Below are 13,667 nucleotides of genomic sequence, written 5' to 3'. Positions count from 1 at the left end.
GAGCAGGCCCTTTTTTATTGCTCGCAAACAATGCTCATGAACGGGTTTCCAGCACCATCTCCATGAACGCCACCGATGCCGCACTGTGGTAGTTGTTCTGGCGCCGCAACAACGCCGCTCCCCGCTGTGGCGCCTCGCTCTCCACACGCAACCGGCGCAACGCGCGGTCCTCGGTCGCAAGCGCTTCCGGCAACATGGTCGCAATCGGCGCATGCCGGATCACTTCCAGCAACGTACTCACCGAATTCACCTCGATCTGCACCTTGGGCGTGATGCCGTTCTGGCGGAAGTACTCATCGATCGACAGGCGAGTGAAAAAGTCCGGCGCCAGCAAGGCGAAATCCAGTTGCGCAATGTCACCCGGCGTCAGCACAGAAGCGCTGTCATACAACGGATGTTCACGCCCGACCATCACCCCCAACGTCTCGACAAACGCCGGAATGCACTCAATGTCCGGATTGCGCACCGGCGTGAAGGCAATCGCGATATCCAGCGAGTCATCCGCCAGCCCGGCCTCGATGTCGTCCATCGACAACTCGAAAATCTCCAGGTGAATCCCCGGATACCGCGCCACGTAGTCGCGCACCAACGGCCCCACCAGGTACGCCATGAACGTCGGCGTCATGGCCAGCCGCAGTGAGCCTCGGGACAGATCTTTCACGTCATGCAACGCGCGCTTGCCCGCCTCCAGCTCCACCAGCACCCGTCGCGCGCATTCGATATAGGCCTCCCCGGCGTCAGTCGGTTTCACCGAGCGCGAGGTGCGGTCGAACAGATCCACCCCGAGGCTTTCCTCCAGTTGGCGGATCTGTTGCGACAGGGTCGGCTGCGACACATGCAGCGCCTCGGCCGCCCGGGTGAAGCCGCCGTGATCGGCCACGGCCAGCAGGTATCGCAAATGTCGCAGCAGCATGGAACGCTCCATCTATAGGCAGTGCTTATGCTTTGCATTGTATATCGGTCTTGGACGCTATGGATCAATCGGCAGAAGATGAATTCCACACAGCAAGCCAACCCCGAAAGGAGAAGCACCATGCAATCCCAAGCCTACAACGACAGCCGCATCGCCCTGACCACTCGCGCCCTGGATGCCAAGGCACAGAAAAACCTGTCGTGGCAGGATCTGGCCGACGACACTGGCCTGAGCCTGGCCTACGTCACCGCCGCCCTCCTCGGCCAGCATCCACTGCCGAAAGCCGCGGCCGAAGTGGTCGGTGACAAGCTTGAGCTGAGCGCCGAAGACGTCGCCGCCCTGCAGATCATCCCGCTGCGCGGCAGCCTCGACGGTGTGCCGACCGACCCGACCATCTACCGCTTCCACGAGATGATCCAGATCTACGGCACCACCCTGAAGGCGCTGGTTCACGAGCAGTTCGGCGACGGCATCATCAGCGCGATCAACTTCAAACTCGACATCAAGAAAGTCGAAGACCCTGAAGGCGGTTCCCGCGCCGTGGTCACCCTCGACGGCAAGTTCCTCCCGCTGCGTCCGTTCTGATCCATCCCGGGCCCGCACCCCGCGTACGGGCCCCTCCAAAACCTGAATCGCCAAGTCGTCACCACATCTGTCTGGAGGCTGCCCCATGCAAAAAATCCTGCTGACCCTGGCCCTGCTCGCCGGCCTTGCCGCCCAGGCCCAGGCTGATGAAGAGGCCATCGCCTATCGCTACGGCATGTCTCTGGATATCGCTGAAGTCGTGAGCATCACCCCGGTCGCCGACGTCTGCGGCGTGGTGCCGGTCGAGATGACTTACCTCGACAGCCACGGCGCAAAGCACATTCTTCAATACAGCGAATTCGGCACCGGCTGTTCGAACTGAGAGGACACACCATGAAAAACCTGATCGAAGGCTTCCTGAAGTTCCAGAACGAAGCGTTTCCGCAACGCACCGAACTGTTCAAACACCTGGCAACTACCCAAACCCCGGGCACCTTGTTCATCACCTGCTCCGACAGCCGCGTCGTCCCGGAACTGCTGACCCAGCAAGAACCCGGCGAGCTGTTCGTGATCCGCAACGCCGGCAATATCGTGCCGTCCTACAGCCCGCATCCGGGCGGGGTTTCGGCAACGGTGGAATACGCGGTAGCCGTGCTCGGCGTGACCGACATCGTGATCTGCGGCCACTCCGATTGCGGCGCCATGACCGCCATCGCCCAGTGCAAATGCATGGATCACCTGCCCGCCGTCAGTGGCTGGCTGCAACACGCCGAGTCGGCGAAGGTGGTCAACGAATCGCGGCCGCACGCCAATGACGCAGCCAAGCTGAGTTCGATGGTGCGGGAAAATGTGATCGCGCAACTGGCGAACATCCAGACTCACCCGAGCGTGCGCCTGGCCCAGGAGAAAGGCCTGCTGAATCTGCATGGCTGGGTGTACGACATCGAGACCGGCTCGATCGACGCGCTGAGTGCCGACCGCCGTACCTTCGTCTCGCTGGCCGAGCAACCGTCGACGTGCGCGGTGTACGGTCAGGCAGTCGATGCTGCTTGAAAACACAACGCCGCACCCGTCATTGCGACGGGCGCGGCGTTGTTCTGTTCAGCGTTTTACGCCCAGATCGATCTGCGTCATGCGGCTGCGTACGGTGAACACGCCGTCACCGGAGAGGATCGCGCTGCGGGCAAACAGGCGGCCGCTTTCCCAGTTCGAAAGGCCCAGTTCCGGCTTGTTCAGCGCGTACTGGCCATCGACCCAACGGGTGATGCCGTTACCCACGAACGGCGCGTTGACCGCGCTGTAGAAACGCTCCTGAACCGCCGCATCTTCGCTGATCAACGACACGGTGAACTGCGGGCTGTAGCGATTGAACAGCGCGATGGCCTGATCCAGATCGTCGACGATCATCAGGCTGGCTTCCGGGGTTTCTTCCCATTCCCACTCGCGGCCCAATTGCGCTTCCGGCAAGGGTTCGGCCAGGGCTTCGGTCTGGTAACCCTCGGCCCGATAGACCTCGACCGTCGCGTTCTGCCAGTCGCTCGGCAGGTAGCTTTCGCTGCCTTCGACGATGTGCAGTTTGCAGCCCTGACCGCGCGCGGTACCGGCTTGCTGCAAGGCGTCGAGGAACAGCGGCACCAGTTCGGCGGCGCGGTCGCGCTGGATCAGGCAGACGTTCAGCGTGTTGCAAACCTTGCGGTCCAGCGAGTTGCGCACCACAGCGGCAAAGCGCTTGGCGTCGGCATCGCGATCAGCAATCAGCCACGCGCCTCCGGTGCCGTGCAGGCTGACGGCGGTGCCGGCCTGTTGGGCGATGCTGCCCAACTGGCTGACCGCACGGCCCGAACCACGGGCCACCGCCAGCGACAGACGCCGGTCGGCGAACATCGCCCAACCGGCGGCGTGGTTGACGCTCTCCACCAGCGACACCGCACCCGCCGGCAGACCGGCATCGGCCAGCGCCGGGTTCAAGGCGTGAGTGACAATGGCTTGCGCGGTGCCCAGCGCATCGCTGCCAATGCGCAGCACGGCGGTGTTGCCGGTGCGCAATACACCGGCGGCGTCGGCGAAGACGTTTGGCCGGCCTTCGAACACGAATGCGACGATGCCCAGCGGCGACACCACCTGCTCGACCTTCCAGCCGTCATGCTCGACGCTGCTGATCACTTTGCCACGGGTGGCCGGCGCATCACGCCAGGCGCGCAGGCCGGCGATCATGTCGCGGCGCATGCGCTCGTCGGCGAGCAAACGGGTAGTGGAACGACCGCGAGCCTTGGCTCGTTCGATGTCGGCGAGGTTGGCGGTTTCGATCAGCGCCCAGGCGTCCGGGTTTTCCAGACGTTGCGCGAACAGATCAAAGAAGCGGCTGATGGCCTCATCCGGCACAGCGGACAACGCAGTAAACGCCGCCGCTGCACGCTCGATCGCCACCGATGCGGCCTGCTGATCCACCACCGGAATCAGCAACAGCTCGCCGCTCACCTGCTCCACCAGCAGGTGGTCGCCGGGTCGGAAACGCTCGGCCAGTTCGGGGCTGACCACGGTGACGCGGTTACCGGCGAAAGGGATAGGCGTGCCAGCGACGAGACGTTCGAGCGCGAGAGACATGGAGCGGATTCACCATATTGAGGGCGGCCGGAAAATGTATAGGTTGGCCTCCCTCAAAGCAACACGGCCTCAGAATACCGACCAGCCAATCCGCGAACTGAGCATTTCCAGCGCCGCCATCCCTGCCAGCGAATTGCCCGCCGTGTTCAGTTCCGGCGACCACACGCACACAGTGAACTGCCCCGGCACCACCGCAACGATACCGCCACCGACGCCGCTCTTGCCGGGCAGGCCGACGCGGTAGGCAAAGTTGCCGGCCTCGTCGTAGAGACCACTGGTGGCCATGATCGAGTTGACTTGCTGGGTCTGGCGGCGAGTAAGTATCTGCTCGCCGCTGTGCTTGCAGAAACCGTCGTTGGCCAGGAAACAGAAGGCCCGGGCCAGGTCGATGCAGTTCATGCGCAACGCGCAGTGGCTGAAGTAGCTGCGCAGCACCGCCTCAACGTCGTTGTGGAAGTTGCCGAAGGATTGCATCAGGTACGCCATCGCCGCGTTGCGCGCGCGATGCTGGTATTCGGAATCGGCGACCTTGCCGTCGACCATCACCTGCGGGTTGCCCGACAACCGTCGCACGAAATCGCGCATCGACAATGCCGGTGCCGCAAAGCGCGACTGGTTGATGTCGCAGATCACCAGCGCCCCGGCATTGATGAACGGATTGCGCGGGCGGCCGCGTTCGAATTCCAACTGCACCAGCGAGTTGAAAGGCTGGCCGGACGGCTCGTGGCCCAGGCGCTCCCAGATCGCCTCGCCGGAATGTTCGATGGCCTGCACCAGGCTGAACACCTTGGAAATACTCTGCACCGAGAACAGCGTCTCGGCGTCACCGGCGCAATACATCTCGCCGTCGTTGCCATACACGGCGATGCCCAGTTGATTGGCCGGCACGGTGCCGAGGGCGGGAATGTAGTCAGCCACCTTGCCCTGCCCGATCAGGGGCCGGACAGCGTCAAGGATCTCGTTCAACAGCGCTTGCATGCCGGGTTCCGAAGTCTCGCCCCATGGGATTGCGGGGACACCGTGGCTAGACGCTGCGCCCGGCAATCGAATCACACCGGGTCTGTGTATCGCAGTGTGTACGGCCCGCTACCCGACACATCCCGCGCACAAATCCGGCCCTTCGCGACACATCAGCGATACAGCCCGGCGTTCAAATGAACCTGTCGATCGGCAGCCCCGATCAAGCCTTTGAACTCAAACATCGCATCGGAGATTCACCATGACCAAGCTCTCGAAAACCTCCCTGACTCTCGGCCTGCTGCTTGCCGGTGGCCTGGCCCTGTCCAACGCGGCTTCGGCCTCGGAAGCGTTCAGCGTCAAGCAACTGGATCACGGCTACAGCCAGACCCAGGCCAAGGCCGACTCTGCGGAAAAAACCTCGGAAGGCAAATGCGGCGAAGGCAAGTGCGGCGCCGGCGAGTAACCCTTTTTTCGGGGCACGTCGGTGCCCCGTTTTCTCTTGAATGAATGGAGCCTTCCCATGACCACAGCTCTCTCGTCGGCCGTCAAAGGCCTGCATGTGAACCTCGACCGCGCCGGCCAGTGGCTCGCGCCGCTGACCTTGCGCCTGTTCATCGCCTGGGAATTTTTCGAATCGGGACTGGAGAAATTCAACGGCCAGAACTGGTTCGAAGACATTCAGGAGCGGTTTCCGTTTCCCTTCGACCACTTGCCCGCCACGCTGAACTGGGAGCTGTCGATGTGGGCCGAGCTGATCTGCGCACTGGCAATCCTGGTCGGATTCGGCACGCGGATTTCGGCGATTTCGCTGATTGTCGTGACCGTCGTTGCCACCGCTGCCGTGCACTGGCCGGCGGACTGGTCATCGCTGAGCGAGCTGGCCCAGGGTTACGCGATCACCAACAAGGGGTTCGGCAACTTCAAACTGCCGGCGATTTATCTGGCTGCGCTGGTGCCGCTGGTGTTTGCCGGGGCAGGCAAGTTGAGCGTGGATGCGTGGCTGGCGCGGTTCTTCTGGAAGCGCACCAATCGTTGAAGCTCACCCTCCGCCGCCAGTGCGCACCCGCCAACTTCTGCTAGGCTCGATTGAGATCCCACGGGTGCTGCCGTGGTTTCTTCCATGCGTGACAACAGCAGGGTCAGGGAATGACACATTTCTATCAATGTGAAGGCATGCACTGGTGCGCCAGTGATGAAAAGATCATCGAGTCAGAATGGGGTCTTGCGGTTTGCAGCCAGTGCAATCGGAGAATAATCCGATCCGAGCACCACATGATGCCGCCCTCCACACTCAGCAGCATGCCCTGTGTGCGCATCAACAGCGCTCATAACACCGTGCCGTTGAATATGCCGGGCACATCGTTTCCACCTTCAATTTCGCTCGGCGGGAATCCGTTTTCTTCAACACTTGCGCCATTCATCGGCGCGCCATTTTCCACCCCGTCCCCATCATCAAGCCCTTCGTTCGGGTTCGCTTCATCCTCAGATCCGATGATGGCGGCAGCAGCCTCATCCTCGATGGCCATGGAAGTGACCGAATACAAACAGCGGGACGACGAGCTATATCTACATCATCGGGCGGTGATCAAAGAGAGCGAATCCCAAGCGGTGCTCTATGAGGTGTTGCAGGGGGTCGGCTACACCTTCCTGCGACGGGACAAAAATTTCGGCGCTTACAACCCGGGATCGGAAAGCACCTGCACTGTTCCTGAGCCAGGTGTCACCGGAGATGGGGCGTTCACTGTCAGACAAACTTCCGGTGGCGAATTGGTCATCGGTCGCGAAGAAAATCCGATGGCAGAAGGTTACTGCCAGGCGGGAAGAGTCTCCTACCCGGACTATTTCGTCATGTTGAACAGCGTTTTTTACGCCATCGAACTGAAAACGCCGCGAGTCAACAACTTCAAAATCTATATGTCCGATACCTTCTGGACAGACAAGGGATTTGGCGGGCGCAGCATTGAGAATCAATTGACGGCTAGAAAAAAACTGATGGGGAGCAAGGTCATGCAGATCCTGCTGTTCGACGTCCGAAACATGTCCGATCTGGTCAATGCCAGTGCCGATGCCGTCCTGACTGACCTCAAGAACAGTATTTGCCATCTGAAACTCCGGAGGGCGTTTTTCGAGGCAACGGTGAACGGTGTCATGCTCTACAACGGCGGCACCTACAATCCCAGCAAGTTGTTTTCCATGAGCGAAATCCTGAGCGGCGCCGCTTCGAAAGGGACACAGACAAACATCCTGTCCTTCCTCAAAAAATGACCTGCCGCCAGGCGAGTCAAACCGCAAAAATCAATGCGCCCGGTCCAGCCCCGCCAGCAACGCGCTGTCTCGGCTGTAGATGTCCGGCGCGTAAAGCACACGACCCTGGCCATCGACCTGTGCCGTCCAGTAAGTCATGAGGATCGGCACCGGATTGCTCAACCGGAACTCGTGAGTCGTGCCGGTGGCGAGCAAGGTGTCGGTGCGCGCCTTCTCCGCCGGGCTGAGCAGGAAGTCGCGCAGCTTCATCGGATGCTCGACCCGCACGCAGCCGGAGCTGAAAGCCCGTGGCCCCTTGTCGAACAGCGCCTTGCTCGGCGTGTCGTGCAGGTACACCGAGAACGGGTTGGGGAACCGAATGACCATTTGCCCCAGCGGGTTGCGCGGCCCGGCGTCCTGACGCAGAAGGATGTTGCCGGGGTTGTCCCAGTCGATGTCGGCGGCGGCCAGCGGCTGGCCGTTGGCGTCGAGCACTTGCAGGTTCTGACGGCTGAGGAAGGTCTGGTCCTTGCGGATCTCCGGCAGTTTGTCTTCCTTCCAGATGGTCGGCGGCACGGTCCAGGTCGGGTTCAGGGTCAGGCGTGTGACTCGGGATTTGAGCAGCGGGGTCTGGCGCTCGGCGCGCCCGACCTGGGTGCGGGTCTGCCACACCGGCAGGCCACCCTGATAAAGCGTCAGTTCGGCAGCGGCGACGTTGACCAGCAGACCGTCCGGCTCCATGTCCTGAGCCATCCAGCGGAAACGTTCAAGGTTGACCCGCAACTGTTCGCGACGGGTCAGCGGACTGATGTTGAGTTCGGCAATCGTTCCCGGACCGACCACTCCGTCGGCCTGTAACGAATGGTTGGCCTGAAAGCTCTTCACCGCCTCCACCAATACGCCGTGATAAGCGTTGTCCGGCGTGCCGACCACACTGCTCAGGTAGCCTTCGCTGTACAGCCGTCGGGCCAGTTCCGGCACGCGTTTGTCTTCCATGTCCGGACGCAGCAACGGGCCGTTGCCCACCGATGTCCACTGCGGCAAGGCTTTCAGGCGTTGAGCTGCGTAGAGATGACGCAGATTCTGGTACTGCGCCAGCTGCGGGCGGGCCAGATCGAAGGCGGCCGGAACGTTGCGCACGCCCGGTACGGCGATGGCGAGCAATTCGGCCTGTCGGTCGCGTGGCGTTTCGTCGGAATGCCACAGCGGTTCGAAGTGCGATTGCAACAGGCGGCCGTAATGCAGATCTTGCAGGGCTTGCAGGTAGTAACGGCTGATCTCGATGTCGGCGCACAGTTCGCCGTCCTGCGGGGCAGTGAGCGCCACCGGGTAGCGTTTCGGGTTCAGGCCATCGTCGGCCAACAGCTGCAATTGCGCATGCAAGGCCGGCAATTGCCCGCCATCGGCCCATACCGGCAGCCAGTCCTGCTGCTGGTAGAAGGCGCGCAACTGATCCAGCGCCGGGCCGCTGAGGCTGGTGCCGATCGTCGGGCACGCCTGGGGCAGACTGATCAGCGCAGCCTGCAACGGGCTCTGCGGCTCGATGGGCATTTCCGTCGGCACGGGCGGCAGCGTCGGGAGTCCCGGCAACGGCTCTTCGGCGCAAGCGACAAACGGCGCAGCGAGCAAACAAATGCTCAAGTAGCATGCGTACTTTTTGAACAACTGCTTTACTCCAATCCATGGCCGTCCTGATTGACGGTCAACCTTACCTCAGGTGCGGTGAACAGTCAGGCCCGATTCGCGGGTCTGCCGGGGACGACTGGACGTCAGGAGCCTAAGTGCCAAACAAGTAGCAAGTGGAGACTCACGTTAAATGTTGACGTTTTTGCGCCGACTTCTGCTGACTGCCACCGCCATTGGCGTGCTGACCAGTCCAGCCTTTGCCGCCGGCACCTCTTCGCCGGTTCTGTACACCAGCCTCGCGCACGCCGCTCCGGAACTCAATCCCCAGGCGCTGAAAGGTGCCTTGAACGCCATGCAATGTGCGATCAACAACGGCGCGAAGCAGTCCCGTCACCTGGCGATCATCGACTATTCGCAGCCGTCCACCGAGCGCCGGTTGTGGATCTTCGACCTGACCCGGAAAAAACTGGTGCTGCGCGATCTGGTCGCCCACGGTTCGAACTCCGGGGAAAACTTCGCCACCCGGTTCTCCAACCGTGAAGGCAGTTTTCAGTCCAGCCTCGGCCTGTTCCGCACCCAGGAAAGTTACCAGGGCACCCACGGTTACTCGCTGCGCATGGACGGTCTGGAACCGGGCGTCAACGACATGGCCCGTGACCGCGCCATCGTGATCCACGCCGCCGACTACGTGAACCCGTTCTGGAGCAAACGTACCGGCCGTCTGGGCCGCAGCCAGGGTTGCCCGGCGGTGCGACCGCAGGTTGCCAAACGGGTGATCGACAGTCTGAAGAATGGCCAATTCATGTTCTCCTGGTACCCGGATCAGCAGTGGCTGAAATCCTCGCCGTACCTCAACTGCCAGCCACAACAGATCGCGAGCATTCTCAGCACCCACGCCAGCTGAATACTCTGTGGGAGTGCGCTGGCTCCCACAGGTTCGGTTTATTACAGATTTGTCATCGAGTTGTCGGTTTGCCGAGCGGATCGCCCGGTAGCTTGAAGTTGTCCCGGCCAGAACGCCGATCAACTTCAACGACTCGAGTGACCCATCATGAAAACCCTGATCCTCGCCTTCACCGCCCTCCTCGCCACCGGTTCCGTGTTCGCCGCTGAAATGCCTGAGCGCACGGTCATTCACGACACCAACGGCTTCTACGTGCACCTGGATGTCGACAAAGTCCTCTCCAGCACCGATATTTCCCAGGCTTGCGGCGTGATCCCCGCGCAGCTCAACTACCTCGACCACCAGGGCCGTGAACATGTGCTGGACTATCAGGTGCAAGGCAGCGGCTGCATCAATGACAATTGAGGCACAGTGCCCATGAATATCCTTGTTGTCGAAGACGAACCCAAGGCCGGCAATTATCTGCTCAACGGCTTGCAGGAACTGGGCTACAGCGTGAGCCTGGCCCGGGACGGCGCCGACGGTCTGCACCTGGCGCTGGAGTTCGACTTCGACGTGATCGTGCTGGACGTGATGATGCCGAAAATGGATGGCTGGGAAGTCCTGCGCCGGCTGCGCAAGGAAACCGACACGCCGGTGCTGTTCCTGACTGCCCGCGACGACATCGCCGACCGGGTCAAAGGCCTGGAACTGGGCGCCGACGATTACCTGATCAAGCCGTTTTCCTTCGCCGAACTGGTGGCGCGCCTGCGCACCCTGACCCGGCGCGGGCCGATCCATGAAGAGGAGCAATTGCAGGTGGCCGATCTGCAGATCGACGTGCTCAAGCGTCGGGTCAGCCGCGCCGGCAACCGGATCACCCTGACCAACAAGGAATTCGCCCTGCTGCAACTGTTCGCCACCCACACCGGGCAAGTGCTGTCGCGTTCGCTGATCGCCTCGCGGGTGTGGGACATGAATTTCGACAGCGACACCAATGTGGTCGATGTCGCCGTGCGCCGCCTGCGGGCGAAGATCGACGATCCTTTCCCGCTCAAGCTGATCCACAGCGTGCGCGGTATCGGCTACCGCTTCGATACCCAGCCATGAAAGTCGCCGGCACTTATTCTCTGACTTTGCGTCTGGCGCTGGTCTTCGCCGTGCTTGCCTTCGCCGCGCTGGCAGGCCTGGGCGCGGCGCTGTACAACCAACTGGAAGCAGCGCTGATTCGCCGCGACGACATTCAGTTGGTCAGTCGCGTCGATCAGTTGCGCACCTTCCTCAACGACAGCAATACCCTGGAACTGATCAAGAACAAGCCGGCGCTGTTTCAGAACATGCTCGGCAACCGCGAAGCCTTGCTGACCATCGGCGCACCCGGCCAGCCGCCGCTGCTGGTGGTCAACCCCGGCAACCTCGCCACCCCGAACTTGCCCGCCGTACCGATCGATCATCCGATGGCCCTGAGCGATGTACAGCACTTGCCGAGCGTCGACGGTGTGCCGTTTTCGGCGGTGGCGGCGACCATCGACTCGGGCGATCTGGGCAACCTGCAGGTGCTCACCGGACGCCTGATGACCGAGCGCACGGCAATGCTCGCCAATTACCGGCTCAGTGTGTACGGCCTCGCATCATTGGCCGCGATCGTGCTGGCGCTGGTCGGCTGCCTGCTGGTGTATCGCGGCCTGCTGCCGTTGCGGCGAATTGCCCGGCATGCCCACGGGATCGGCATCGCCAACCTCGGCGAACGCCTCGACCGCCAAGGCACGCCCCGGGAATTGCAGCCGATGATCGAAGCCTTCAATGCGATGTTGGACCGGCTCGACCGAGGGGTTGCGCAACTGAGCCAAGTCTCCACCGACATGGCCCACGAACTGCGCACGCCGATCAACAACCTGCTCGGTGAAACCCAGGTCGCGTTGCAACAGAATCGCAGCGTCGACGCCTATCAGCAGCTGCTCGCCTCCAACGTCGAAGAACTCGAACGGCTGGCGCGGATGCTCGACAACATGCTGTTTCTCGCCCGCACCGACCCGGCCAGCGCGCTGAGCCAGCGGCAGGAACTGGACGCCGGCGATGAGATGCAACGCATTGCCGATTACTTCGAAGGCCTGGCCGCCGATGTCGGCGTCACCATCGAGGCCAGTGGCAGCGGCGTGATCTGGGCCGAGCCGATGCTGCTGCGTCGGGCGCTGGCCAATCTGTGCGCCAACGCGATCAAGTACGGCGCGGCGGATTCAACGTTGCAGGTCGAAGCCATCGCCGAAGCGGACGGTAGCTACCTGCGGGTACGCAATCAGGGCGCGACGATTCCGGCGGAACATTTGTCGCGGCTGTTCGAGCGTTTCTATCGCGTCGATCCGTCCCGCGAGCGCTCCGCCCAATCCAACGGGCTGGGCCTGTCGATTGTCGCGACCATCATGCAGTTGCATCAGGGCCGCTACAGCGTCAGCAGCGCCGACGGCATCACCTGCTTTGAACTGTTCTTTCCGGCACGGGAGACGCGAGACGCAGGTGCGTGAAGGCACCGAGCGCAAACGCCGCGAACATCAACGCCGTGGCCACACCGAAGGTCATGTGCAAGCCGCCTGCGATGACCGCGGTCGGTGCCTGAGTCGGATCGTCCGTGGCCAGTGCAAACACCGCGCCCATCGCCGCCGCCCCGGTGATCAGGCCCAGATTGCGCGACAACCCGAGCATGGCCGAAACCACGCCGCGCTGATCCTGAGCAACGCCGGACATCAACCCGGTGTTGTTGGCAGCCTGGAACAGCGCGTAACTCAAGGCAACCACCGTGATCGGCAGCACGTATGCAAGCACTCCGAAACTCACCGGAAACAGCGCCAGCAAACCGCAACCGCAAGCCAGTCCGAGCAACGCGCCCGGCACCATCCGCCGCGCGCCGAAACGATCCACCAGCCGCCCGGCCGGTACGCCGCCGAATGCCGCCAGCAACGGCCCGATCGACAACACCAGGCCGACCTGAGTGCTGGTGAGCCCCAAACCTCGGCTCAGGTAAAACGGCCCGACCACGAGCGTGGTCATCATCACCGTCGTGACCAGCAACGTCAGCGCCAGACTGCTGCTGATTCGCGTGTCGGTGAACAATGACAGGTGAATCAGCGGCGCCTTGCTCCGTTTCTCGACCAGGATGAACAACCCCACGCCCAACAGACTGAGCAACAGCAACGTCGGGGTAAGTCCTTCGATTGTCATCGCCAGCGCATAGGCCGCCAGCGTCAGCATCAGTACGGCGGTGCCGGGATAATCAAATGCAACACCCGAACGTACGATCCGATCCTTCGGCAGATAGCGATACACCAACCACGCATTGAGCAAGCCCAACGGCACGTTGATCACAAAGATCGACTGCCAGCCGACATGCGCCATCAACAGCCCGCCGAGCGACGGCCCGAGGGTGGTGCCGGTCGCTGACATCGTAGCCAGCAAGCCCATCGCACTGCCGGCCCGGGATTTGGGCACCGCGTCGGCCACCAGCGCCACCGTCAACGCGAACATGATCGCCGCGCCCAGGCCCTGCACCGCCCGCGCACCGATCAGCGAGGCCAGGCTCGGCGCCAGTGCACAAGCCAGCGAAGCGGCGGTAAAAATGCCGATGCCGATCAACAGCAAGCGCCGCCGCCCGAACCCATCACCCAAACGCCCGACGCTGACAATCAACGTGGTGACCGCCAGCAGATAGGCCAGCACGATCCACTGCACTTGTTGAAACGTCGCATCGAACGCCGCCGCCAGCGTGGGCAGTCCGGCGTTGGCGATGCTGGTGTCGAGCGACGGCATCAGCATCGACAGCGCCAGACTGGTCAGCGCCCAGCGGGCTGAAGGGCTCAGGGGTTCTCGGTGCATGGGGGGCTCACTGGGCAGAAGTCATGGGACATAGCCTGAGCCTCG

16 protein-coding genes are annotated in these 13,667 nt (G+C 62.3%); 10 read left to right on the top strand and 6 right to left on the bottom strand.

All coding sequences use genetic code 11. The annotated features are described in order from the left end of the window. Positions 1 to 34: 34 nt before the first annotated feature. Positions 35 to 913, bottom strand: a complete 879-nt coding sequence (gene cynR, locus K5E37_RS15120; RefSeq protein WP_221534290.1) for a transcriptional regulator CynR — start codon at positions 911 to 913, stop codon at positions 35 to 37. Between the two features lie 120 nt (positions 914 to 1,033). Between cynR and cynS the strand changes: the two genes are divergently transcribed. The 3 genes from cynS (at position 1,034) to K5E37_RS15105 (ending at position 2,491) form a co-directional block, all read left to right on the top strand. Beyond that, positions 1,034 to 1,498, top strand: a complete 465-nt coding sequence (gene cynS / locus K5E37_RS15115; protein WP_221534287.1) for a cyanase — start codon at positions 1,034 to 1,036, stop codon at positions 1,496 to 1,498. 85 nt (positions 1,499 to 1,583) lie between these two features. Continuing rightward, entirely contained in the window at positions 1,584 to 1,820 is a 237-nt protein-coding gene (locus K5E37_RS15110) for a DUF2790 domain-containing protein (protein ID WP_221534285.1), read from the top strand. A gap of 11 nt (positions 1,821 to 1,831) precedes the next feature. Next, positions 1,832 to 2,491: a carbonic anhydrase gene (locus K5E37_RS15105; RefSeq protein WP_007950573.1), complete on the top strand. Its 660-nt coding sequence runs from the start codon at positions 1,832 to 1,834 to the stop codon at positions 2,489 to 2,491. Between the two features lie 48 nt (positions 2,492 to 2,539). Here the strand turns inward: K5E37_RS15105 and K5E37_RS15100 are convergent, their stop codons facing one another. Both K5E37_RS15100 and glsB read right to left on the bottom strand, forming a co-directional pair. Continuing rightward, entirely contained in the window at positions 2,540 to 4,042 is a 1,503-nt protein-coding gene (locus K5E37_RS15100; protein WP_221534281.1) for an aldehyde dehydrogenase family protein, read from the bottom strand. Positions 4,043 to 4,111: 69 nt separating this feature from the next. Continuing rightward, positions 4,112 to 5,020: a glutaminase B gene (gene glsB / locus K5E37_RS15095; RefSeq protein WP_085602824.1), complete on the bottom strand. Its 909-nt coding sequence runs from the start codon at positions 5,018 to 5,020 to the stop codon at positions 4,112 to 4,114. 241 nt (positions 5,021 to 5,261) lie between these two features. On the opposite strand from glsB, the gene K5E37_RS15090 reads away from it, so the two are divergent. Next, positions 5,262 to 5,465: a hypothetical protein gene (locus K5E37_RS15090; protein WP_007950576.1), complete on the top strand. Its 204-nt coding sequence runs from the start codon at positions 5,262 to 5,264 to the stop codon at positions 5,463 to 5,465. 57 nt (positions 5,466 to 5,522) lie between these two features. Next, positions 5,523 to 6,038, top strand: coding sequence for a DoxX family protein (locus K5E37_RS15085; protein ID WP_221534279.1), 516 nt, complete (start codon positions 5,523 to 5,525; stop codon positions 6,036 to 6,038). Positions 6,039 to 6,327: 289 nt separating this feature from the next. Here K5E37_RS15085 and K5E37_RS15080 read toward each other — a convergent pair whose 3' ends face one another. Then, positions 6,328 to 6,528: a hypothetical protein gene (locus tag K5E37_RS15080; RefSeq protein ID WP_221534277.1), complete on the bottom strand. Its 201-nt coding sequence runs from the start codon at positions 6,526 to 6,528 to the stop codon at positions 6,328 to 6,330. Between K5E37_RS15080 and K5E37_RS15075 the strand changes: the two genes are divergently transcribed. Further along, on the top strand, positions 6,527 to 7,267 hold the full coding sequence (locus tag K5E37_RS15075; RefSeq protein WP_085666530.1) for a hypothetical protein: 741 nt from the start codon (positions 6,527 to 6,529) through the stop codon (positions 7,265 to 7,267). The two genes, K5E37_RS15080 and K5E37_RS15075, sit on opposite strands and share 2 nt — an antisense overlap. Before the next feature lie 30 nt (positions 7,268 to 7,297). Here K5E37_RS15075 and K5E37_RS15070 read toward each other — a convergent pair whose 3' ends face one another. Next, on the bottom strand, positions 7,298 to 8,911 hold the full coding sequence (locus tag K5E37_RS15070) for a murein L,D-transpeptidase (RefSeq protein ID WP_085602816.1): 1,614 nt from the start codon (positions 8,909 to 8,911) through the stop codon (positions 7,298 to 7,300). A gap of 151 nt (positions 8,912 to 9,062) precedes the next feature. Here K5E37_RS15070 and K5E37_RS15065 point away from each other — a divergent pair, with 151 nt between their 5' ends. The 4 genes from K5E37_RS15065 to K5E37_RS15050 all read left to right on the top strand — a co-directional run bounded on the left by K5E37_RS15065 (position 9,063) and on the right by K5E37_RS15050 (position 12,277). Next, entirely contained in the window at positions 9,063 to 9,776 is a 714-nt protein-coding gene (locus K5E37_RS15065) for a murein L,D-transpeptidase catalytic domain family protein (protein ID WP_007950579.1), read from the top strand. Between the two features lie 147 nt (positions 9,777 to 9,923). Then, entirely contained in the window at positions 9,924 to 10,181 is a 258-nt protein-coding gene (locus K5E37_RS15060; protein WP_085602814.1) for a DUF2790 domain-containing protein, read from the top strand. A 12-nt stretch (positions 10,182 to 10,193) separates the two neighbouring features. After that, positions 10,194 to 10,865 carry a heavy metal response regulator transcription factor gene (locus K5E37_RS15055; protein WP_039767117.1) on the top strand — a complete coding sequence of 224 codons (672 nt, stop codon included), beginning with the start codon at positions 10,194 to 10,196 and terminating at the stop codon, positions 10,863 to 10,865. Next, positions 10,862 to 12,277, top strand: a complete 1,416-nt coding sequence (locus K5E37_RS15050) for a heavy metal sensor histidine kinase (RefSeq protein WP_221534274.1) — start codon at positions 10,862 to 10,864, stop codon at positions 12,275 to 12,277. The genes K5E37_RS15055 and K5E37_RS15050 overlap by 4 nt, the downstream gene beginning before the upstream one ends. Here the strand turns inward: K5E37_RS15050 and K5E37_RS15045 are convergent. Beyond that, entirely contained in the window at positions 12,222 to 13,622 is a 1,401-nt protein-coding gene (locus K5E37_RS15045; protein ID WP_221534272.1) for an MFS transporter, read from the bottom strand. The two genes, K5E37_RS15050 and K5E37_RS15045, sit on opposite strands and share 56 nt — an antisense overlap. Positions 13,623 to 13,667: the final 45 nt, after the last annotated feature.

It is taken from the genome of Pseudomonas sp. RIT778, from assembly GCF_019718735.1.
GTDB lineage: Bacteria > Pseudomonadota > Gammaproteobacteria > Pseudomonadales > Pseudomonadaceae > Aquipseudomonas > Aquipseudomonas aphyarum.
This window is presented reverse-complemented; position numbering and strand designations above follow the sequence as displayed.

Excerpts from the sequence above, each read along its gene's own strand:
- cynR (WP_221534290.1), bottom strand. The coding sequence starts at position 913 with ATGCTGCTGCGACATTTGCGATACCTGCTGGCCGTGGCCGATCACGGC.
- cynS (WP_221534287.1), top strand. The coding sequence starts at position 1,034 with ATGCAATCCCAAGCCTACAACGACAGCCGCATCGCCCTGACCACTCGC.
- K5E37_RS15110 (WP_221534285.1), top strand. The coding sequence starts at position 1,584 with ATGCAAAAAATCCTGCTGACCCTGGCCCTGCTCGCCGGCCTTGCCGCC.
- K5E37_RS15105 (WP_007950573.1), top strand. The coding sequence starts at position 1,832 with ATGAAAAACCTGATCGAAGGCTTCCTGAAGTTCCAGAACGAAGCGTTT.
- K5E37_RS15100 (WP_221534281.1), bottom strand. The coding sequence starts at position 4,042 with ATGTCTCTCGCGCTCGAACGTCTCGTCGCTGGCACGCCTATCCCTTTC.
- glsB (WP_085602824.1), bottom strand. The coding sequence starts at position 5,020 with ATGCAAGCGCTGTTGAACGAGATCCTTGACGCTGTCCGGCCCCTGATC.
- K5E37_RS15090 (WP_007950576.1), top strand. The coding sequence starts at position 5,262 with ATGACCAAGCTCTCGAAAACCTCCCTGACTCTCGGCCTGCTGCTTGCC.
- K5E37_RS15085 (WP_221534279.1), top strand. The coding sequence starts at position 5,523 with ATGACCACAGCTCTCTCGTCGGCCGTCAAAGGCCTGCATGTGAACCTC.
- K5E37_RS15075 (WP_085666530.1), top strand. The coding sequence starts at position 6,527 with ATGGAAGTGACCGAATACAAACAGCGGGACGACGAGCTATATCTACAT.
- K5E37_RS15080 (WP_221534277.1), bottom strand. The coding sequence starts at position 6,528 with ATGGCCATCGAGGATGAGGCTGCTGCCGCCATCATCGGATCTGAGGAT.
- K5E37_RS15065 (WP_007950579.1), top strand. The coding sequence starts at position 9,063 with ATGTTGACGTTTTTGCGCCGACTTCTGCTGACTGCCACCGCCATTGGC.
- K5E37_RS15060 (WP_085602814.1), top strand. The coding sequence starts at position 9,924 with ATGAAAACCCTGATCCTCGCCTTCACCGCCCTCCTCGCCACCGGTTCC.
- K5E37_RS15055 (WP_039767117.1), top strand. The coding sequence starts at position 10,194 with ATGAATATCCTTGTTGTCGAAGACGAACCCAAGGCCGGCAATTATCTG.
- K5E37_RS15050 (WP_221534274.1), top strand. The coding sequence starts at position 10,862 with ATGAAAGTCGCCGGCACTTATTCTCTGACTTTGCGTCTGGCGCTGGTC.
- K5E37_RS15045 (WP_221534272.1), bottom strand. The coding sequence starts at position 13,622 with ATGCACCGAGAACCCCTGAGCCCTTCAGCCCGCTGGGCGCTGACCAGT.